Source organism: Haloferula rosea (genome assembly GCF_016595525.1).
Lineage (GTDB): Bacteria > Verrucomicrobiota > Verrucomicrobiia > Verrucomicrobiales > Akkermansiaceae > Haloferula > Haloferula rosea.
In genome coordinates this window covers 330,954-351,296 of the sequence record NZ_JAENII010000003.1, presented here as the reverse complement: position 1 = coordinate 351,296, position 20,343 = coordinate 330,954, and the positions used below count along the sequence as shown (strand labels likewise).

Sequence of the window (20,343 nt, the reverse complement as noted above, 5' to 3'; positions counted from 1 at the left end):
GGCCGCGCTGGTTGTGTGTGGCCACCAGTTGGGTGAGATGGCGCGCTGGTGCAGCGGTCGACTGTGGCCGACGTGCTTGCGAGTCGGGTGCCAGGCGTGGTCTGATCCCTGCGCCTATCTCCGCCGATGAATGAGTAGGGCCACGCCAAGAATCAGCAGTAGGCTGGCCCGCGGCTCGGGGATCACGGCGACGGATCCTGTGCTCAGGAAGCTGGATGTATCCCACGAGAGACCGGGGTCGAGCGGGGCGAGGGAGTCGTCGAGAGTGAAACTTCCCGAAGGAGTGCCTGAAACCCAGTCGACCAGATCGAAGCTGTCTCCTTCGGACGGGTTGTAGCCATTCAGGTCCAGTCCGAGGATGCCATCCATGGTGAAATCCGTCAGGCCGATGAGTCGGTCGAACGAGGCGAGGCTGTTGATTTCGAAAAGCAGCAGGCCACCGCTGTTGATCCCGAGTTCGTTGTCGATGGTCAGGGTCCCCACGGAAGTTCCGGGTGCGAGCGTGCCGCCGGAGTTGATGGTGGTGGCTCCTGCGATGGACCCGGTGCCTCCGAGGGTGGCGCCGTTGGCGACAGCGACCGAAGATGTATTGGCGAGGGCTCCGGTCACGTAGAGGGTTCCTGCATTGACTTCGGTCGTGCCGGTGTAGGTGTGCGTTGTGGAGAAGGTGACCTGCTGGGTTTCCGAACCGCTGATGCCTGTGGATCCGATCCGGACATTTCCGCTTCCTCCGATGCTGGCGGAGAGGGAGTGGGTGTCCGAGCGGGAGAAGGTCAGGGTTCCGTGGTTCGTGACCGAGGCAGAACCGATGGATCCATCCGTTCCTGCGGACAGGGATGCGCTGTTGCCTCCCACGCCGCCGACCCGCACCAGTGCCCCGCTTTCGATGGTGAAGGACGTCATGGTGTTGGTTCCTGTCAGCACGAAGCCATTGTCCAGATTGTTCATGGCTCCGGTGGTGTCACTGAAGGTGAGTCCTCCGGTGCCCGAGATGTCCCCTTGGAGCTTCAGGGATCGATCGGATCCGGTTGAGTTGTTGGCGATGGTATTGTCCGCTCCGATGACCTCGATGTCGTTGGTCCATGTCCAGTTGCCCTGGATCTGGGAAAGGGTGCCGCTGGATGTGGCATCGCCGAGGATGACGGTTCCGGTTCCCATGGCGGTGGCGCCGTTGCGGATCGTCTGGAACTCCGATCCGCCACGGACGGTCAGATTGCCGGAGAGTCCCGACCAGGATCCGGCCTCATTGAATCCGAGGCCCGCGCCGGTGTAGTTGTAAAAGGTTCCTCCTCCGTCGATCACGATGTTTCCAGCTCCCGAGACATCCCTCATCCTGGCGCTGGCGTTGTAGTCGATGAGGTCGGAGCGGTTGAAGCGGAGTGTGGCGCCAGAGGCGATACTGACGGTTCCGAAGCCGATTTCCCCGGTGGTGCCCCCATTGCCGATCTCCAGTGTGCCGCCGCCGATGATCGTGTTCTGATAGTTGTTCGCGCCGGACAGTGTCAGGGTGCCGGCACCGAGTTTTTCAAGATGGACGCTTCGGGTGGAATCGTTGAATTGATTGATCCTTCCCTGGAACTCGGTGTTGACCGATTGGTCCGCGGAGATGGTGCGATTGCCGGTGGATCCAAGGTCACTACGGAAGTCACCGTAGCCGGAAAGGGATGAGATCGAGAACTTCGGTTTGGTCGTGCCGTCACCCCACTGATCACCAAAGACGATTTCACCGCGGTCAGAGAGGCTAGCACCGGTGTCCAGATGGAATCCTCCGGTGTCCGTGTTGGTGAAGCTGATCCAGTTCCCTGAGTAGCTTCCTGAAGCGGCGCTTCCTCCGCGGAGGCTCAGGGTGCCGGGTCCGATGAACTCGATTCCGGTGAGGCCGATGGTGTTCGAGCGATTGAACCGGAGTTCGCCACCGCTTTCGATGGAAACCAGCCCACCACCGAGTGACCCGGTGGTGCCGCCGTTGCCGACCTGCAGGATGCCGCCGCTGACCGTGGTGTTCCGGTGCGCGTTGTTTCCGGTCAGCGTCAGGGTTCCGGTTCCCAGTTTCTCGAGGTCGATGCCCCGCGATGCGTTGCTGCTGACGAGACGTCCTTGGAAGGTGGTGTCGGTGGCTTGGTCGACAGCTACCGTGCGGAAGGTGTTGCTTCCCCAGTCACTCCTGAAATCACCGAATCCGGTCAGGGAGGCCAGCGCGAGCTTCGGTTTGGTGGTTCCATCCCCCCAGCCGTCGGTGACGATGAAATCCCCTCGGTCGGCAAGTGAGGCCCCTGTGTCCAGATGGAAGGCGCCTGTCTGGGAGACCGAGGATGATCCGAAAGCCAACCAGTTGCCGGCGAAACTCCCCGATGATCCGGATCCACCGCGGAGGGTGAGCGTGCCGGTGAAATTGGTGGCGCTCATGCCTGACCAGTTCTTGGTGGCGGCATTGTCGATGGTGAAGCTGGTGCTTCCGGCGAGTGAACCGTTCAGGGTGATGGTGCCTGACGAGGAATAGGTCAGGTTGGCGGTCGCCCCGGTGTCCAGCCCGGAACTTCCGATCGTCAGGCTGTTGCTCCCTTGGATGGTCACGTCGCCCGCCGGATCTTCGATGCGAAGCCCGACCCATCCCAGGTTGGCCCCGAGACTTGTCGTACTCGTGCCAGTGACGGTGCTGTCCCAGACGGCCACGTCACCAGACCCCGGCGCGGTGCCGCCGACCCAGCTTCCTCCGACATTCAGGTCCGTGGCATTGTCGTCCTTCAGGATGTCCACGGCGAGGCAGGTTCCCATCGGCACGGCACTGAGGAGAAGGACTCTAAGGGGGGAGTGGTGGCGGGACATAGAACACCATTTAGAGAGCGCACGTGGGTTCTGGCAATCGGTCGTGACTGGTTTTGATATCAAACCACATTGACCCTCCATTTTCGTGATGAGGGGTTGAGAAGTTGAGAATTTGAGAAGTTGAGGGGGAGATGGGAGCACGGGTTGGTCTCGAATCGCGAAAGGAGTCAAGCATCCCGCAGGTATGGATTCCCCATGATCAGAGCAGGGATTCGATGGGTGGCGCTCATGCTGGCGGTGGTTCCGTTGGGGGCGAAGGACCAACTGACGCCGCCGGAGTCGCGCGAGACCCGGGACTTGGAGGGTTGGACGGTTCATATCGACCGCAGTCTTCTCGAGGGGGAGCATGCCGAGTTGGGAGCGCGGGCGACGCGCTTGCTTGAGGCGCGCTTGGCGGACTTGGTGCTGCTGCTGCCTCCCGACAAGGTGGAACGCCTGCGCAAAGTCCCGATTTGGCTGGATCGGCGATACGGCAAAGCGCGCGGCATGTGCTATCACCCGAACCCGAGGTGGCTGGAGGAGAATGGATATGAGGTCGAGTTGGCGAAAGGGGTGCACATCCAGAGCGCGCGGAACTTCGTGTCGAAGGGTCATCAGCAGGTCCAGCCGTGGTCGGTGCTGCATGAGTTGGCCCACGCCTATCATGATCAGGTGTTGGGTTTTGATGAACCGAGGTTGATTGCGGCGTGGAAGGCTTTTGGGAAGTCCGGCAAGTACGAGAAGTGTCGTCACATCAACCGTCGTGATGTCCGGCACTATGGATTGACCAACCAGAAGGAGTTCTTCGCCGAGATGACGGAGGCCTTCTTCGGCAGGAATGATTTCGAGCCCTTCCACAAGGCGGATCTTGAGGACAATGAACCTGAAATATACCGACTGATGGAGAGCATCTGGATTTCCAGATCCTGAGACCCCGGAGATCCAAAAACCAAACGAGATGAAGCGATTATTGATTCTGATGGCGGCCAGTCTGGTGCTGGTGGCCTCCGCCCGCCCGAAGAACCTGATATTCATCATGGTCGACGATGCCGGTGTCGGTGATTTCGGATGTTATGGAGGGAAACATATTCCCACGCCCAACATCGACCGGATGGCGAAGGAAGGCATGCGTTTCACCAATGCCTACTCCGGGAGTGCGGTCTGTGCGCCCACCCGCTGTGTGTTGATGACGGGGAAGCATCCGGGTCACTGTGTGAGGCGGGCGAATCAGAGCAAGGTGGGACTCCTGCCACTGCCGGACAGCGAGTTCACGGTGGCGGAGTCGCTCAAGGCCGCCGGCTACGCGACGGGTGGCTTCGGCAAGTGGGGGCTTGGCAATCCGGGGACGACGGGGGTGCCGGAGAAGCAGGGTTTTGATCTGTTCTTCGGTTATTACGATCAGGTGCATGCGCACGACTACTACCCCGACCACCTGATCCGGAATTCGGAGAAGGTGCCCCTGCCGGGAAACACCGGAGGGAAGAAGGAAACCTACACCCACACGCTGATTGCGGATGATACCCTGAAGTTCATTCGCGAGCACAAGGATGAGCCATTCTTCGTCTATGCATGCTGGACGCCGCCGCATGGGAAATTCGTCATCCCCGATGCCTCGGCTTTCGCCGACAAGCCGTGGTCCCAGGCGGTGAAGAATTACGCGGCGATGGTCGCCCTGATGGATACGGACACCGGTCGGGTGATGGATCTCCTCAAGGAGTTGGGGATCGAGAAGGATACGCTGGTGATCTTTACCTCGGACAACGGCCCCAATGGTCAGTTCGTGAAGCCCTTGGGCAGTGCCGGCGGGCTGCGTGGCGTGAAGCGTCACCTTCACGAGGGGGGGATCCGTGCGCCGTTCGTTGCCTGGTGGCCGGGGACGGTCGAGGCGGGCAGCGAAAGTGATCTGCTGTGCGGTCACCTCGACTGGTTTGCCACCTGCGCCGACATTGCCGGTACCAAACCCGCGCAGGGAAACGATGGCATTTCCCTGCTCCCGGTGCTGACCGGCAAGGGCGGGGTGAAGAAACGCGATGCGATGTATTGGGAGATCTATGAAGGTCCAGGGCCGTTCCAGCAGGCCGTGCGGATGGGGAAGTGGAAGGGCTATCGCCTAGGCACGAAGGCTCCGATGGAACTCTATGACCTGGGTCAGGATCCGGCGGAAAAGAACGATCTTTCCGCGGAGTTTCCTGACGTGGTGAAATCGATGGAAGAGGTGATGAAGCGGGAGCACGTGCCTTCGAAGCACTACACGGCTCTGGAAGGACCGAAGAAGCGGAAGAGGAAGAAGTAAAGGAGTGGGGTGGGGTCGACGTCCGGCCCTATTCCAAGAATCCTCTGCCCCCCTACGAGTCGAACTCCAGGGGCGAGAGATTCAATCACTTGAGCGCCTTCTTGAGCCGCTGCTTGAGCTCGCTGGCGACTTCGGGGTGGTCTTTGGCGATGTTCTTCGTCTCCGCCTCGGTTGTCCGGTGATCGTAGAGTTCAAGGAAACCGTCGCTGTGTGCGATCAGTCGGTGGGTGTTGGTGCGGATGGTTTGCCCCTTCCGATGGTAGGAGATCGCGATGGACCCTGAGGCTTGTGGGTCCTTGATCTGGGGAATCAGGCTCTGGCCATCGAGTTGGTCGGGCGTGTCGAGCTTGGCGAGATCGCAGAGGGTGGGGAAGATGTCGACGGTTTCGACGATGGCGTCGGTGGCCTCACCTGCAGATTCGACGGCGGGGTGACTGACGATGAGTGGGGAACGCAGCGACTCTTCGAAGAGCGCGTGTTTTCCCCAGATGCCGTGCTCACCGAGGTGCCAGCCGTGGTCGCCCCAGAGGACCACGACGGTGTTTTCCCGCTCTCCGGTCTCGTCGAGGGCTGCGAGGATCCGGCCGACCTGGGCATCCGCGTAGCTGACGCAGGCGGCGTAGTGGCGACGCACTTCGGTCGCGAACTCGGCGTCCTTTCGTGGGTCCTTGCCCCAGCGGTGGTATCCATAGAATTCGCCCGAGCCATGCCAGGTGGTTTTGCCTTCGGGTTTCGCGGGATGGGGAATGGGAGGGAGCTCCACGCCTTCGTAGAGCTTCAGGTATTTTTCCGGAGCTCCGAAGGGGAGGTGCGGACGAATGATGCCGACGGCGAGGAAGAATGGCGCGTCATCCTTGGCGAGGGTTTCGATCTCCTCCAGTGCCTGATCGGTGATCAGGCCGTCCGGATAGATCGAGTCCGGTCCCGGGGTGGCCTGAAGCACATCCATGGTGCCTCGCGTGACCCGGATTTCGCCGTTCGACAGGCCGTGCATGATGCCGCGCGGGTGCTTCCACGGTCCGGTGGGTTGAAGGTGACGGGTCCACGCGTTCGGGATCTCGGGTTGGGTGTCGTCATCCCAGTTGGCGCCGCCCCGGCCACCGGGGTGGTGGCTGACTTTTCCGACCGAGACCGTGGTGTAGCCGTGGTCGCGGAAGAACCGCGGCATGGATGGCTGGACCGGAGGCTCTTCGAGTTTTTTGGCTCGCGCGAAAAGGGCATCGTTGCCTCGGAGCTGGCGGTCGTAGCGGCCGGTGAGCAGGGTGAAGCGTGAGGCTCCGCAGGTCGGGGCCTGGACGTAGTGGTGGGTGAAGATCCTGCCGGTCCCGGCGAGGCGGTCGATGTTCGGCGATTGGATGTAGTCCACCCCGAAGCACTTCAGCTCCGGGCGCAGGTCGTCGACGCAAATGAGCAGGACGTTGGGTTTGGTGGGCTCGGCATGTGCCGCGCAAAGGCCGAGGATGAGGGTGAGGAGGGTTCGCATGGTTCAGGCGGTGCCAAGAATGATGTCCTTGTTGTCGAGCATGCCCTTGAGGCGTCGACGATGAAGGTGCGCATCAGCCTTGAGGAGGTTCTGGCTTTTGTCGACCTTGCAGGATGTCTTCGCGATGCCCGGGCTCTCCTCCCACTTGGTCATGGCAAACATGCCCGGCCGATCGACCTGGCAGTAGATTTCGTGATCGAACTCCTCCTTCGCGTGCACTTCGCCGTCGTGGATATGAACCGTCGGGAAGAACAATTTGTCCGGATGACGGGAGGGAAACCGCAGGGCCATCGGGTGGACTTCGTGGTCCCCCCTCTTCAGCTTGAAGACGGCGAAACCGTAGTCCGAATAGTCGGGGATCTTGTTCCAGGTTTCGGGCTCGATGCGGAAGCGCTTGTCCAGCCGCCGAAAGTCCGCGGAGCTGGGGACAAAGGAAGCCTCGAAACTGCCGACCGACTGAACTTTGAGCGTTTCGCTTGGCACGATGGAGCCGGCGGCGGGGGCGCCTCGGCCGAGGGATTTGGGGCGGGGGAAGGCGCTGTCGAGGTCATCGAAAAAGGTGCTGTAGTCCTCGAGGTTGATGAATTTCACGGCGTCCTCTCTGGATCCGGGGATCACGGGAATGGGCAGGATCATGGCGAGGTCCTCTGCCGCGGAAAACTCCATCTGGTAGGCGATGGCCTGGTGGGAAACGTCGAGCCGACGGGCGAAAATCCGGGTGTTGGCGACCCGCTGGACATTCATACTGAAACAGCACATGCGGAACATACCGGGGTCCGAAGGGGAAGCTGTCGAGGAAATCGTGACGCGTGGGGTCGGGTCGGGGCGGTCGACTTTTTGCAAGTGTGGTTCGACCTCGAGCCGAATCAGGCTTAGAGAACGCGCATGCTCCGGCTGGTCTGCCTTCTTATTTTCCTCGTCGCTCCAGGGTGGGCTGTCGGGCTGCGCGTCGCGACCTTCAACATCGAGACGCATCGCAATACCGACGGCTGGCCGGACTACGCGCTCGGGGATCCGGGGACGGTGGACCACGACTCGGTCGCCTCGATCCTGGCTCGGATCGATGCCGATGTGGTCGCCCTGCAGGAAGTCCATACGGCGGACCTGAATGGGAGCCCGAGCGAAGTTGAGCAACTTGCTGCGACGCTGGGGCTTCCCTACATCCATGCCGGTTCGAATTCAGGAAACTTCGATACCAGCTTGCGGGTCGTGTTTCTTTCCCGGTTTCCCTTCACGATGGCAGACACCATTTTCTCGCCGGCTGGAGCGAAGGAGATCGCCCGGCACTGTCCGGCGGTTGTGGTGGATGTGCCGGGCACCAACGCTGACCCGCTGTTGATCTCGGCGCATTTGAAGTCAGGCACGGGAACGGACGATCGCTTCCGGCGTGCAATCGAGATGCGGCGCTTGACGGATTACCTGTCTGCGTCGGGTTTCGAGGGGTCGGATAACTTCATTGTGCTGGGTGACTTCAATCCGTCGGGAATCAACAAGGTGTTCACCGAGTTGCCTGCGGGTCTGCCTTCGACCTTTGCTCTGGGGACGGATGTCAGCTTTCCGGTCAGCTATTCCACCAACATGGTGTCCTATTTCACTGGCCCCATTCCGACGCTGCTGGATCCACGTCAGATGAATGGCAACGACGGAACCTATGAGTTCGGTCAGACGCTCGACCTGCTGCTGGTTTCCGCGGGATTGGCGGGGCGGCCGTATGCGGCGGAGATTTACAACTCCGGGTTGGACGTCTCGAACTCCGATGGCTTGCCGAAAAGTGGCTCGCCGCTGGCGGCGTCGACCAGCTCCGATGCGTCGGATCACTATGCCGTTTTCGCGGACTTCGAACTCGACCAGGCGCTCTTCAATCTGGCGTTGGCGGGCTCGGTCCCGAGCGTGATGGAAGGGGACCCGGCCGGCACCCTGACGCTGACCGCAAGCCTGGCGGCTCCGGCGGACTCGCCTGTCACCGTCGAGTTCTCGTCAAGTGATCCGGCAGCGCTACCCATCGACAGCAGCGTGGTGATCCCTGCGGGTGCGAGTGTGGCGACCACCGGGGTGTTGACGCGCAGGAACTACGCGGCCGATGGGTCGAGGACGGTGACCTTCGCGGTGGACGCGGTCGGCTATGCGGCGGCCACGGTGGCGGCACAGCTGCTGGATTCCGATGATGGCTACCGATTCACTCAGCCCGGGGAAACCGTGGTCGAGCACTTCGACGGGTTTGATGGATCCGCGGTGCCTGCACCATGGATCTCCGATGCGGTAGGCTGGCTCGGCGTGGACGATGGGGGTCTAACAGCGACGGGTCCCCGTGCCTATGGCAGCGGCGACGAGCACGCGGTGGGTTGGCTCAGTGATGGGAGTGCCATGGTGATGGCGACGAGTGTGACGAATGATTCCGCGGTCCCACTGACCATGCTTGATCTGACCTATGCGGCGGAGCAATGGCTCTCGAATGCGGGCGGTTCGGGTGGGGGCATCGAGGTGGAATTGGTTTCCGATGGGGTGGTCGTCCCGTTGCCGTTGATGTCGTTCGCCGCGCGGACCGATCTCCCGAGTGGTCCGGTTGCCGGGGGGGATCCGGATGTTCGATCTGCGAGGGTGGCGGGCTTGGCGGTTGATCCGGGAGAGTCGTTCGATTTGCGCTTCCGTTTCGTGGTCGACGACGGAGCGGCACCGCTGCCCGACGAGGTGTTCATCAATGAGTTCCACTATGACAATGCGAGTTCCGATACGGGGGAGTTCGTGGAAGTCGTGGTGGGGCCTGGTTTTCTCGGTGCCCTCGATCAGGTCGAGTTGTTGCTTTACAACGGAAGCAATGGTGAGCTCTACGGCAGTGGTCATCTGTTGGGTGGCTTCGACGTGGGCGCTACGACGGCCGACGGCTACCGGATCTTTTCCAAGCAGATTGCGGGGATTCAGAATGGTGGGCCCGACGGCATGGTTCTGGTGGTGAATGGCCAGGTCGCTGAGTTCATTTCCTACGAGGGAAGCTTCGTGGCGACCGAGGGGCCGGCGTCGGGCATGACATCGGTCGATGTGGGTGTGGCGCAGAGCCCGAACGGAAGCCCGTCCCAGAACTCGATTGGCCGAACCGGATCAGGATCGCTCGCGGCGGACTTTTCGTGGACCCGGTTCGATGACTTGGATCACACCGATGGTGATTTGAATTCGGGTCAGACCTTCTCGCTTCCAGGTCCACCAGCACAGGGGATCGCGATCGATTCGATCGAGCTGACCTTTCTGGTGGACTCGGATTTCGATGGGGTGCCGGACGAGGAGGATGTCGATGATGACAACGACGGGATGGACGACCTCGACGAGTTGGCGTTCGGTTCTGATCCGCTGGATGCGGCGTCGAGATTCGCGGTCAGCATGGCCTTCGACGGAGGAAACCATGAGCTGAGTTTCCCCGGGACGGCGGGGATCAGCTACACGATCGAATGGTGCGATGACCTCGTGACGTGGGTGCCACTGTCCACGCAGGTCGGTAACGATGCGGAGATCACGGTGGCGCTGCCGTCGTCCGCGAATCGCCTCTTTTTCCGCGTCCGCGCGGGTGAGTGAGGCTAGCGGGATGCTACTTCGTCCAGCCGGCCTGCTGACGGATCATGCCGGGGCGGTTGGTGGTGATGAAGTCGACACCCAGTGCGGCGACCCGCCTCGCGGTGCCGACGTCGTCGACCGTCCAGCAGGCGGTAAGGCGTGGCGTGGATTTCAGAGTGGCCATGAATGCCTTGCTGACTTTGGCGGTATGTTTGAATTGCAGGCCGGTGGCATCGATCTGGTCGAGCCATTGCAGTTGCTTGGCCTCGTTGCCGCTCTTGTGGATGCCATCGAGCTTTGACACGAGATGGGCCTGGAATCGGGGCAGGTGGGTCCGGCATGCCTTGACCACCGTGGGGTCGAAGGAAATGAACATCACCCACTTCGGGTCCGCACCTGCCATCGCCTTCTTCAGGGGCTGGATGATCTCCGGGCCGCATTTGATTTCGATGAAGAAGTATTTGTTGGGAGGGAGAATCCCCAGCACGTCTTTGAGCAAGGGAATGCGTTCATTGGAAAAGGATTTTGCCTTCCAGGATCCGGCATCGAGTTGGCGCAGTCGTTCCCATGGAGTTTCCGCCACGGTGAGTTTCGAGCCACAAGTCCGCTTCGTGGTTTCATCGTGGATGCAGACGATCTTGCCATCCCGGCTTAGCCGGAAATCGCCTTCGATGCCATCGGCTCCTTCCTTCCACGCTGCCTTGAAGGCGGCGAGGGTATTCTCCGGGGCGGCGGCGGATGCTCCGCGATGGGCGATCAGAAGCGGTTGGGCATGGGCTGAAACGGCCAACCACAGCAGCAGGAAACCCCGCATGAGAGAGGAAGCATCAATCATCGTGCCACCAACCAATCAGTTCCCACCGCACTTCGCAAGGCGTGCCGGGCGGGTTGGCGAGTGCCTTGTCGACTCCTTCCCGCAGGTCCTCGGACTCCTTCGGGTCGTCCTTGCTGAGTCCTCCGCCGTAGCTGCTGGTGTGGGTGGTCTCTTCGCCGGATGAGACATGTTCGGTTCCACTCCATTGATCGATCTCCTGTTTGCGTCGTTCGCGTTCGATCAGCCGGATGGTGACGTCGATGCCGGAATGATCCCCATGCCGAAGTGCTTCGAATTCCAACCCGCGGTAGGGCTCTCCGAGTTGGTCCGCTTGGCGGAAGAAGTCGGACAGGAGGGATACCACGCGGGCTCCATCGAGTGCTTGTCCCTTCGCTTGCTGGATCCAGTTCGTCACCGGGGGGTAGCTCGCACCGGCTGGAAGCAGGGTGATGCGTTCAATGCGATTTCCCAAGGTCCCGGCCGTTTTCGCCAGGACATCTCTCACGGGGGCCTCGGTGGTTTCGAGGAAGGCAAGCAGCGGAGGTAGCGCGGATACGCCTGAGTCCTCGAGTGTCTGGCACAGCTTCGCCAGGTTCTCTTGTTGGGTCAGGTCGCCGCAGGCTTCGATCATCCGCGTGAAGTCCTGCGGGGTCATGGCGGTGACTTCCCGCTCGTGGCACTCCAACAGCTCTTTCCCGTGCTCGCTTCTCCAGATGTTGGCACATGCGATGCGCTGCTGGTTCCGTCGCTTCGTGATCTCCTGATAGTCGAACTCGTATTTCGTGGGCCAATGCTTGTGCAGGGCGGCTCCCGCAAGGTCGCACACCCTCGGGTCGGAGAATGAGAGGTCTCCCACGTTTCCGCTCATGCCGGTGCGGCGGCGCTGGTCTTCAAGCAGCAGGACGAGCAACTCCTGAGCCAAGGGGCTTGTCACTTCGGTGATGTCCGCGCCGTAGAGGCCGGTGGCCACGTCGACCCGCTGGGAGACATTCAAGCGACCCGACTCTTTCACGATGGCCTGCAGGGCGGACGCGGAATCCTGCTCGATGAGGAACTCGATCAGTTCATCGGCAAGGCATTCATTGAAGTCGCCGGTCCGCCGCCATGACTCGTCTTCAGTGAGGAGTTCGGCGGCGAGGTTCATGGCATCATCAGCGTCCTTGTCCACCAGCCAGTGAAGGGCGGTCATGGTGCCGTCGGAGAAGCGGTTCTCCTCAATCACGCGGCGAATGGTTTCTTCACTCTCGGCAAACTCGGCTTGGGCGATGGCCCTGACGTAGCGGCTGTATGCCCAGGATTCGGACGACTTGTCCAATCCGTCGAGGCATGGCTTGAGGGCTTCTTCCCGGTAGCGCTCGATCAATCGGGATGCCAGATTGCTGCCGGCCTGCCCTCCCTTTGAGACTTCTTCGATGAGGAAGGCCTGCTCGCCCTTGGATTCAAAATCGAGCCACCACTTCAGAGCGGCTTCTTGTTTGGCGGCCATCACCCTGGCCTCGCGATCCTGCTTCGGATCATCACCGAAGACGCGGATGTTGCGGGGCTCGGGGAGGGGCGTGCCGGTGATTCTCTCGATCACCTGAGTGGCCGCATCGCCGACCGTGAGGACACGGTGGGAAAAGTAGAAATTCCGATGATAGCCGACCGAGTAGGTGAGACTTCGATCGACCAAGGCGTCTATCAGAAATGGCACGGCATCGAATCCGATCTCAACGAGCTTGTCGGCCGGAGAGTCTTTCTCTTCACCGAAACTGAAGATCGAGCAGGAACCTGGCTGGGACCATTGGGCGCCGTCCTGATCGCGCAGTTGGAAGACGAGGTCCTTGATCTGCTCCTCTCGTGAGAGAGCTTCGAAAGGCTTCTCCTCGCGGGCCTTTGCGTGCGCCTTGTCCTCAAGGATCATGGTATCGAGTCGCTCAGCCATCTGCGCCGCCTGGTCGGCATACTTGCTCTTGGGGCAGAGCCGGACGATCTGGGTGAATAGGTCGAGAAGCTGTGGCCTGCTGTTGGTCGGGTAGTCGCAGGCAACAACAGCCCGCCACATCATGACATGCGCGAATTGTTCCTCCATGCGGTCGGCAAGGGTGAGATCGATTTCCTCGTCTCCGGCGGGGCCGAGGAGTTGGGGGAGCCTTGCCATGAGTTTTCTCGCTTCGGTGTTGAGTCCGCGTTGGTCGCACTCCATCGCGAGATGGAGGAGGGTCAGTGCCGGCGTCGACGGGGATCCACCGAAAGGACTACCCTGAACGAGTTCACGATCGTGGTCTCCCTCATCGTCGTTGCCAAGGTGCTCACCGAGCCATTTTTCAAAATCGAGTTTTTCGAATCCAACTCTCTCTGTTTCGTCCGTATCCGCCGGGGTCGGGGTGAATGTCAGGACCTGACGGTCGATGGTGGTGACTTCGAAGGGGGCGTCGGGTGCGGTCTCATCGCTCGGAGTGAGGAAGCCGAGCAGGTAGGTGTTCTGCTTCTTCCCGCCGCTCGAAAACCAATTCCCGGTAGCGACGCGAACCCACGGTCGATCTGCCATCGAGGGAAAATCCGCCGATTGATACCAGTCCCTGCACTCTTGGTAGGCTTTCTCCGGCAGCGGCTCCTGAGCGACTGCGGCATGGCTGGAAAGCCAGACGAGTGAGGCGAGCGGAATGCGAAGCAAGCGAGCCGAGGGGCGGAGGCAATGGAGGAAATCCTTCAGACTCATGCCCCACCATCGCGCGCCCCGGCAGGCGAGGGAAGACGAAAGCCCGGGGGTCGCAGAGCGTAGGGACGCCCGCGCGGGCAAAGAAAAAGCCGGGCAGCGTGTGCTGCCCGGCTTTGTGAGGTTCGGTGAAGCGGGCCGAAGACCGCTTCGAGGTGGCTTACATCATGCCGCCCATGCCGCCCATTCCACCCATGCCGCCGTGGTCGTGACCGTGGTCAGCACCGCCGGCTTCAGGCTCAGGGAGGTCGGTGATGACGCACTCGGTGGTCAGCAGGAGGCCGGCAATGGATGCGGCGTTCTGCAGAGCGGAGCGGGTGACCTTGGTTGGGTCAACCACACCGGAACCGATGAGGTCTTCGTAGGTGTCGGTCGCGACGTTGTAGCCTTCGGCACCATTCTTGACGCGTTCGACGATAAGCGCACCTTCGCGGCCTGCGTTCGCAGCAAGCTGGCGAAGAGGGGCTTCCACAGCGCGGGCGATGATGCCTGCACCGGTTTCTTCGTCACCTTCGAGGCCAAGGTCTCCGACATTGGCTTGAGCGCGGATGAGCGCGGTGCCACCGCCAGGAACGATGCCTTCTTCCACCGCTGCGCGGGTGGCGTGAAGGGCGTCTTCCACGCGGGCCTTCTTCTCCTTCATCTCGGTTTCGGTGGCAGCACCGACGTTGATGACGGCCACACCGCCAGCGAGCTTGGCGAGACGCTCCTGGAGCTTCTCACGGTCGTAGTCGCTCGAGGTTTCCTCGATCTGACGGCGGATCTGGTTCACGCGGCCAGTGATGGCTTCGCTGGTGCCAGCGCCTTCGACGATGGTGGTGTCTTCCTTGGTGATGGTGATGCGCTTGGCTTCGCCGAGGTCTTCGAGGCCGACGGAGTCGAGCTTGATGCCGAGGTCTTCGGTGATGACCTTGCCACCGGTGAGGATGGCGATGTCTTCGAGCATGGCCTTGCGGCGGTCGCCGAATCCAGGTGCCTTGACGGCGGCGATGTTGAGGATGCCGCGCAGCTTGTTCACCACGAGGGTGGCAAGGGCTTCACCTTCCACATCTTCAGCGATCACGAGGAGAGGACGGCTGGTCTTGGCCACTTTCTCAAGCAGCGGAAGCATGTCCTTCAGGTTCGAGATCTTCTTCTCGTGGATGAGGATGTAGGCGTTCTCGAGGTTCGTCTCCATGCTTTCGGCATCGGTCACGAAGTAAGGAGAAAGGTATCCCTTGTCGAACTGCATGCCTTCCACGACGTCGAGGGTGGTCTCGATGCCCTTGGCTTCTTCCACGGTGATGGTGCCGTCCTTGCCGACCTTGTCCATGGCTTCAGCGATGATGGTGCCGATTTCCTTGTCCCAGTTGGCGGAAACGGTGGCGACCTGGGCGATTTCCTTGGTGTCGGAAACCTGCTTCGAGATTCCGCGGAGTTGCTCCACGATCGCTTCGGTGGCCTTCATGATGCCGCGTTGGAGCGAGATCGGGTTGGCACCGGCGGTCACGTTGCGAAGACCTTCCTTGTAGATGGCTTCGGCAAGTACGGTAGCTGTCGTGGTTCCGTCGCCGGCGATGTCCGAGGTCTTGCTCGAGACTTCGCGGATGAGCTGGGCGCCCATGTTTTCGTATGGATCGTCGAGCTCGATTTCCTTGGCGACCGAGACACCGTCCTTGGTGATGGTCGGGGAACCGAACTTCTTGTCGAGGATCACGTTACGACCTGCTGGTCCCAGGGTGGCCTTGACGGCTTTGGCGAGTTTCTCGACGCCGCGAAGAAGGGCGTGACGAGCGTTTTCGTCGAATTGGAGTTGTTTAGCCATGATGTGTTGTCTTGTGAATGGTTGAATGGGGAGTGATCAGGAAACGATGCCGAGGATGTCGGATTCGGAAAGGATCATGAGTTCCTGTCCGTCGACGTTCACGTCGGTGCCGCCGTATTTTGAGATCAGGACCTTGTCGCCGACCTTGACGCTGAACTCGATGGTCTTGCCATCTTCGTCCTTGCCGCCGGTTCCGAGGCTGATGACTTCAGCTTCCTGTGGCTTCTCCTTGGCGGAGTCAGGAAGAACGATGCCGCCTGCGCTGATTTCTTCTGCGTCGAGACGCTTGACGAGCACACGTTGACCGAGTGGTTGGATGTTAGCCATGTTCTGTAGTTTGTGTTGTTGTTTGTTGGTTTGAGAATCCACCCCGCCGGAGCGGGGTGGAAAGAGGGGTTGATCAGTCGACGACTTCGGCGTCCACGACCTTGCCCTTGGCGGGCTTCGGCTCGGAGGACTCCTCGGACGCTTCCGGCTGGGCCTGCTGCACGTCGGGCATCGGGCCAGCTCCGCCAGCGGCGGCCTGGGCCTGCTGGGCGGCGTTGTAGAGTTCGGTCACCGCACCCTCGAGGGTCTCGGTGGTCGACTTGATCTGGTCGAGGTCGTCGCTCTTGAGCGCTTCCTTGACCGCATCGACCTTGCTCTGGATGCCGTCCTTGATTTCGGCAGGAGCTTCGGCAGGGAGTTCGGACAATTGCTTCTCGACCTGGAACACGAGGTTCTCGGCCTTGTTCTTGGTGTCCACGGCTTCGACACGCTTCTTGTCTTCGTCGGCGTGGGCTTCCGCTTCCTGCTTGGCCTTCTCGATTTCCTCATCGGACAGTCCCGAGGAACCTTGGATGGAGATCTTCTGTTCCTTGCCGGACTGCTTGTCCTTGGCGGAGACGTGAAGGATGCCGTTGGCGTCGATGTCGAAGGTGACTTCGATCTGAGGTTCACCGCGACGTGCGGCGGCGATGCCATCAAGGCGGAAGTTACCGAGCAACTTGTTGTCGTTGAACATCGGGCGTTCGCCTTGGCAAATGCGGATGTCCACCGCCGGTTGGTTGTCGGAAGCCGTCGAGAAGATCTGCGACTTCTTGGCCGGGATGGTGGTGTTGCGCTCGATCATCGGGGTGGCCCGTGAGCCTTCCGTTTCGATGGAAAGGCTGAGTGGGGTGACGTCGAGAAGGAGCACGTCCTTCACGTCGCCTTGCAGCACGCCGCCTTGGATGGAGGCACCGATGGCGACCACCTCGTCGGGGTTCACGCCGCGATGCGGTTCCTTCCCTGCGAGTTGCTGTGCGGTTTCGATCACCTTCGGCATGCGGGTCATGCCGCCGACGAGCACGAGTTCGTTGATCTCCGAGGAGCTGACACCGGCTTCCTTGAGGCAGTCGGTCACCGGCTTCTTGGTGCGTTCGAACAGGCTGTCGGTGAGTTGCTCGAGTTTCGAGCGGCTCAGCGAGAGCTGGATGTGCTTCGGTCCGCTTTGATCCGCGGTGATGAAGGGAAGGTTGATGTCGTAGCTCTGCGAGGACGAAAGGGCGATCTTCGCCTTCTCGGCTTCCTCTTTGATGCGCTGGAGCGCGTCGGGCTGGCCGGACAGGTCGATGCCTTGGTCGTTCTTGAACTCGTCGACGATCCACTTGATGAGCGTGTTGTCCCAGTCGTCACCACCCAGTTGGGTGTCACCGTCGGTTGCAAGCACTTCAAAGACGCCGTCACCGATCTCCAGGACGGAGATGTCGAAGGTGCCGCCGCCGAGGTCATACACGGCGATCTTCTCATCGGACTTCTTGTCGAGACCGTAGGCAAGCGCCGCTGCGGTGGGCTCATTGATGATGCGCTTCACTTCAAGGCCGGCGATTTCACCGGCAGCCTTGGTGGCGTTCCGCTGCGAGTCGTTGAAATAGGCGGGGACGGTGATGACGGCCGCCGTGATGGTTTCGCCCAGCTTGGACTCGGCGTCCGCCTTGAGCTTGCCGAGGACCATGGCCGCGATTTCCTGCGGCGAGTAGGTCTTGGTTTCACCGGCGTCCTCCACCTGAATGTGGGCATCGCCGTTGGAGGCTTCCACGATGGTGTAGGGCATGGCCTTGTCGGCTTCCGAAAGCTCGGAGAACTTGCGGCCGATCAGGCGCTTGGCGGAGAAGATGGTGTTCTTCGGATTGGTGACGGCCTGGCGCTTGGCGGCCTGACCGACGAGGCGTTCACCGGATTTGGTGAATGCGACAACAGAAGGAGTGGTGCGTGCACCCTCCGAGTTTTCGAGGACCACCGGCTCTCCGCCGTCCATGATGGCCATGCAGGAGTTCGTGGTGCCGAGGTCAATACCTAGAATTTTAGACATAAGATATAGGGGTTCGGTGTGTGTGATTGAGAGCCCGCTTGTCGGGCGCGTGATTGCCTACTCTTTCGCAGCTGCCGTGCCACCGATGGTTTGGGTTTCGTAAGGTGTTGAGGGTCATGGGTAAATGGAATATGGGCGGGTAGGACGGTGTCGTCAGGTGAGCCGGAATTTGGACAAGTTGTCGCAGCCAGGGGTGACAGCATGGCCGGGTTGTCATCCTTGTCGCACCTCGGGGCTGGGGCAGGTCCGATTGGCCGGACTGGGGGGAGGCGAGATCCTTTCAGTTTCCGGTTGCCAAGCTCAGATCGCCTAATTAGGGTGCGCGCCCTTCAAAGGGCAGGTGCCAGAGTGGTCGAATGGGCTCGCCTGGAAAGCGTGTGTGGCAGCAATGTCACCGAGGGTTCGAATCCCTCCCTGTCCGCCATTTTTTGAAGATCCGTGAGCCTCGAGCAATCAGGATGGCCGACCGCCCGGGCCTGCTTCAGAGCTTCTCTGGTGGGAATAGGGAACTTGACGCTTGCTCACGTGTGGATTCCGTAGATCTCAGGTCCTGAGCAGTGCCGATGATGCCCGTTTGGAAATCCCTGCTTGCGCGATCCCCTCGAGACCGGATCAATGTTTAGGTCATCATGAAGAACCATTTGATCACATCGACCGCCATCGCACTCATCAGCTTCGCACTTCCATCCTGCATCGTGGTGGAAGAGAACGGAAGTAGCTCATCGACTTCCGGCTCAACGAGCAATCAGCCCTCCGCGAGCCAGGCGGGGTTCACTCAGCCGCTGACGGCGACCAAGGGTTCGGGAAGTGTGACCATTCGGGAAGGGAGTCGAATGCTGGGCACCTGCCGCACCGCTTCTCCGAATGTCGAGGAGACGCGCTGGTGGAGCGAACAGGAGCAACTGGTGGTGAAGTCCCGGGGTAATCATGGACCGGCGACCGTGCAGTTGTTCGACAGCCGGACCGGCCGCGAGTTGGGTCGTGTCATGGCCTACGAGGCAGCCAATGGTCCTGCCTGGGCGCGCAGCATGGCCGAGTAGGCCGGTGATCTTGGTCCCCATGGAACGAGGTGGATGCCCACCTCGCCGATGGGACCGGCCGCTTGGGTCAGCTTCCCCGCAACTGTGTGGGTCAGGCGTCCTTCTTCGAGGTCCAGCGTGCCCACAGGAAATAGGGAACCAAGATGGCAGTCATGGCGGCTGCCTGCCACCAGAGGGCACTTTGTAGCGCTCCCTCCGAGCCGTCGCGGAGCTTGGCGAGGAGGAAGGAGAATGCCAGCGAGTAGCCTCCGTAGCCGAGGTTGAATGCGAGGCCTTTGACACTCAGCATGGTGGCCCGCTGGTCGGAGCTGGCTTCGCTGTGGAGGAATTTGCTCAAGGTGAAGCTGACGAACCCGAGCAGCGACATCACGATGATGGAGGGGATGAGCCCGAACCATGGCCATGCGGGAGCAAGGAGGAAGAGCGATGCGATGGTGCCGATGGCGGCGATGCCGAGCACCCCAAGCGGGCTGAGTCGGTGGTTCAGTCGTTTGGCAATGGCGGGGACGAACCAGTTCCCGACCGCGACGAGGGAACCGATGAATCCGAACGCCCAAGCCGGGATATCGATCAGTCGGTAGTATTCGCTGTTGATGGTGGCGAAGTTCCGGGTGACCGCGTCGATCAGCAATCCACCGATCAGGACGATGGCGATGCGCTTGGTCGTGAAGACATGGCGGGCGGTGCCGAGTGTCAGTCGGAAGGCTTTGCGGCAGCGTGAGAGGGAGTCGCCGATGTGCGGTTCGGTGACTTCTTCCAGACGCAGTGCCAGACCGAGGCAGACGAGTGACTGAAGGAACACCAGCGCCATGGGGAGACGATGGGCGAGGTCGATCGGGATGGCGGTGAGGCCGACCTTGGTCAGCCACGAGGGATCATAGAGGAGTCCACCGAGGGTCATGGCGATGAGGAAGCCGCCGGCCCGCCAGCGCATGGCGGTCGAGAGGACGTCATCCCAGAGGCTGTCACGGTTTTCTTCAGGGAGGGCATCATAGGCGATGGCCTCGTCGGCTCCACTGGCGGCGGCCTCGGAGGCGCCGGACAGGATGCGGTTGACCAGACACAGGCTGAAGAGGAGGGCCCCTCCACCCTTAGGCGCAAACAGGAGAAGCCCCATTTCGATGACCATCAGTGCCGCGGAGAGGACCAGCAGTTTCTTCCGTCCGAGCGTGTCTGCGAAGGCCCCGGATGGAACTTCTAGGAGGAAGATGGAGGCTGCCCAGGCGAAGTTGAGCAGCACGTATTGATCCAGCGTCAGCCCGAGGTCGGTGAAGAAGATGGCCAGAATGGGGTAATAGGCCCTGGCATTGTAAAGGGTCGTGAAGAGAACGAAGAGGCGCGGGTTGCGATGCTCGAAAGCGCCGCTTCGTTTGATCAGGGAGGACACGCGCGATCTATGCACCGGGAAGGGTCATCGGGCAAGATTGGCGTCGGTCCCCTCCGAATCTGGCCTTGGTGAGGCGGGCCAGGGTCGGATTTCGAACCCTTGGAGGCCCGTGAAAGATTCGCTGATGGGTTTTCGGCTTCAGGG

General features: G+C 61.0%; 13 protein-coding genes and 1 tRNA gene. 5 read left to right on the top strand and 9 right to left on the bottom strand.

From position 1 onward, the window contains the following. Positions 1–114: 114 nt before the first annotated feature. A complete protein-coding gene (locus tag JIN81_RS05960) occupies positions 115–2,826 on the bottom strand; it encodes a beta strand repeat-containing protein (RefSeq protein WP_200277629.1) in 2,712 nt (903 codons plus the stop codon). Positions 2,827–3,021: 195 nt separating this feature from the next. On the opposite strand from JIN81_RS05960, the gene JIN81_RS05955 reads away from it, so the two are divergent. Further along, positions 3,022–3,735, top strand: coding sequence for a zinc-dependent peptidase (locus tag JIN81_RS05955; protein ID WP_200277628.1), 714 nt, complete (start codon positions 3,022–3,024; stop codon positions 3,733–3,735). Positions 3,736–3,763: 28 nt separating this feature from the next. After that, a complete protein-coding gene (locus tag JIN81_RS05950) occupies positions 3,764–5,098 on the top strand; it encodes an arylsulfatase (RefSeq protein WP_200277622.1) in 1,335 nt (444 codons plus the stop codon). An 85-nt stretch (positions 5,099–5,183) separates the two neighbouring features. Here JIN81_RS05950 and JIN81_RS05945 read toward each other — a convergent pair whose 3' ends face one another. Then, a complete protein-coding gene (locus JIN81_RS05945; protein ID WP_200277620.1) occupies positions 5,184–6,581 on the bottom strand; it encodes a sulfatase in 1,398 nt (465 codons plus the stop codon). A 3-nt stretch (positions 6,582–6,584) separates the two neighbouring features. Next, a complete protein-coding gene (locus JIN81_RS05940; protein WP_234044513.1) occupies positions 6,585–7,340 on the bottom strand; it encodes a hypothetical protein in 756 nt (251 codons plus the stop codon). 126 nt (positions 7,341–7,466) lie between these two features. On the opposite strand from JIN81_RS05940, the gene JIN81_RS05935 reads away from it, so the two are divergent. Continuing rightward, the gene (locus JIN81_RS05935; protein ID WP_200277616.1) at positions 7,467–10,145 is read left to right on the top strand and encodes an endonuclease/exonuclease/phosphatase family protein; all 2,679 of its coding nucleotides are present in this window, start codon (positions 7,467–7,469) and stop codon (positions 10,143–10,145) included. A gap of 13 nt (positions 10,146–10,158) precedes the next feature. Here JIN81_RS05935 and JIN81_RS05930 read toward each other — a convergent pair whose 3' ends face one another. The 5 genes from JIN81_RS05930 to dnaK all read right to left on the bottom strand — a co-directional run bounded on the left by JIN81_RS05930 (position 10,159) and on the right by dnaK (position 17,772). Then, a complete protein-coding gene (locus JIN81_RS05930; RefSeq protein ID WP_234044512.1) occupies positions 10,159–10,938 on the bottom strand; it encodes a glycerophosphodiester phosphodiesterase family protein in 780 nt (259 codons plus the stop codon). Positions 10,939–10,951: 13 nt separating this feature from the next. Then, positions 10,952–13,639 carry a hypothetical protein gene (locus JIN81_RS05925; RefSeq protein WP_200277605.1) on the bottom strand — a complete coding sequence of 896 codons (2,688 nt, stop codon included), beginning with the start codon at positions 13,637–13,639 and terminating at the stop codon, positions 10,952–10,954. A 157-nt stretch (positions 13,640–13,796) separates the two neighbouring features. Further along, positions 13,797–15,443 carry a chaperonin GroEL gene (gene groL, locus JIN81_RS05920; protein ID WP_343217932.1) on the bottom strand — a complete coding sequence of 549 codons (1,647 nt, stop codon included), beginning with the start codon at positions 15,441–15,443 and terminating at the stop codon, positions 13,797–13,799. Between the two features lie 33 nt (positions 15,444–15,476). Continuing rightward, entirely contained in the window at positions 15,477–15,767 is a 291-nt protein-coding gene (locus JIN81_RS05915; protein ID WP_200277601.1) for a co-chaperone GroES, read from the bottom strand. 73 nt (positions 15,768–15,840) lie between these two features. After that, positions 15,841–17,772 carry a molecular chaperone DnaK gene (gene dnaK, locus JIN81_RS05910; RefSeq protein ID WP_200277599.1) on the bottom strand — a complete coding sequence of 644 codons (1,932 nt, stop codon included), beginning with the start codon at positions 17,770–17,772 and terminating at the stop codon, positions 15,841–15,843. A 334-nt stretch (positions 17,773–18,106) separates the two neighbouring features. On the opposite strand from dnaK, the gene JIN81_RS05905 reads away from it, so the two are divergent. Together JIN81_RS05905 and JIN81_RS05900 are read left to right on the top strand one after the other, a co-directional pair. Further along, positions 18,107–18,196, top strand: a tRNA-Ser gene (locus JIN81_RS05905). 205 nt (positions 18,197–18,401) lie between these two features. Continuing rightward, positions 18,402–18,812 carry a hypothetical protein gene (locus JIN81_RS05900; protein ID WP_200277591.1) on the top strand — a complete coding sequence of 137 codons (411 nt, stop codon included), beginning with the start codon at positions 18,402–18,404 and terminating at the stop codon, positions 18,810–18,812. Positions 18,813–18,903: 91 nt separating this feature from the next. On the opposite strand, the gene JIN81_RS05895 is transcribed toward JIN81_RS05900, so the two are convergent. After that, the gene (locus JIN81_RS05895; RefSeq protein WP_200277589.1) at positions 18,904–20,199 is read right to left on the bottom strand and encodes an MFS transporter; all 1,296 of its coding nucleotides are present in this window, start codon (positions 20,197–20,199) and stop codon (positions 18,904–18,906) included. Positions 20,200–20,343: the final 144 nt, after the last annotated feature.

What these genes read in the sequence shown, in the direction of transcription:
- JIN81_RS05915 (WP_200277601.1), bottom strand. Translation starts at nt 15,767, where the DNA reads ATGGCTAACATCCAACCACTCGGTCAACGTGTGCTCGTCAAGCGTCTC.
- JIN81_RS05930 (WP_234044512.1), bottom strand. Translation starts at nt 10,938, where the DNA reads ATGCGGGGTTTCCTGCTGCTGTGGTTGGCCGTTTCAGCCCATGCCCAA.
- JIN81_RS05945 (WP_200277620.1), bottom strand. Translation starts at nt 6,581, where the DNA reads ATGCGAACCCTCCTCACCCTCATCCTCGGCCTTTGCGCGGCACATGCC.
- JIN81_RS05925 (WP_200277605.1), bottom strand. Translation starts at nt 13,639, where the DNA reads ATGAGTCTGAAGGATTTCCTCCATTGCCTCCGCCCCTCGGCTCGCTTG.
- JIN81_RS05955 (WP_200277628.1), top strand. Translation starts at nt 3,022, where the DNA reads ATGATCAGAGCAGGGATTCGATGGGTGGCGCTCATGCTGGCGGTGGTT.
- JIN81_RS05940 (WP_234044513.1), bottom strand. Translation starts at nt 7,340, where the DNA reads ATGTGCTGTTTCAGTATGAATGTCCAGCGGGTCGCCAACACCCGGATT.
- JIN81_RS05950 (WP_200277622.1), top strand. Translation starts at nt 3,764, where the DNA reads ATGAAGCGATTATTGATTCTGATGGCGGCCAGTCTGGTGCTGGTGGCC.
- JIN81_RS05900 (WP_200277591.1), top strand. Translation starts at nt 18,402, where the DNA reads ATGAAGAACCATTTGATCACATCGACCGCCATCGCACTCATCAGCTTC.
- JIN81_RS05935 (WP_200277616.1), top strand. Translation starts at nt 7,467, where the DNA reads ATGCTCCGGCTGGTCTGCCTTCTTATTTTCCTCGTCGCTCCAGGGTGG.
- JIN81_RS05960 (WP_200277629.1), bottom strand. Translation starts at nt 2,826, where the DNA reads ATGTCCCGCCACCACTCCCCCCTTAGAGTCCTTCTCCTCAGTGCCGTG.
- dnaK (WP_200277599.1), bottom strand. Translation starts at nt 17,772, where the DNA reads ATGTCTAAAATTCTAGGTATTGACCTCGGCACCACGAACTCCTGCATG.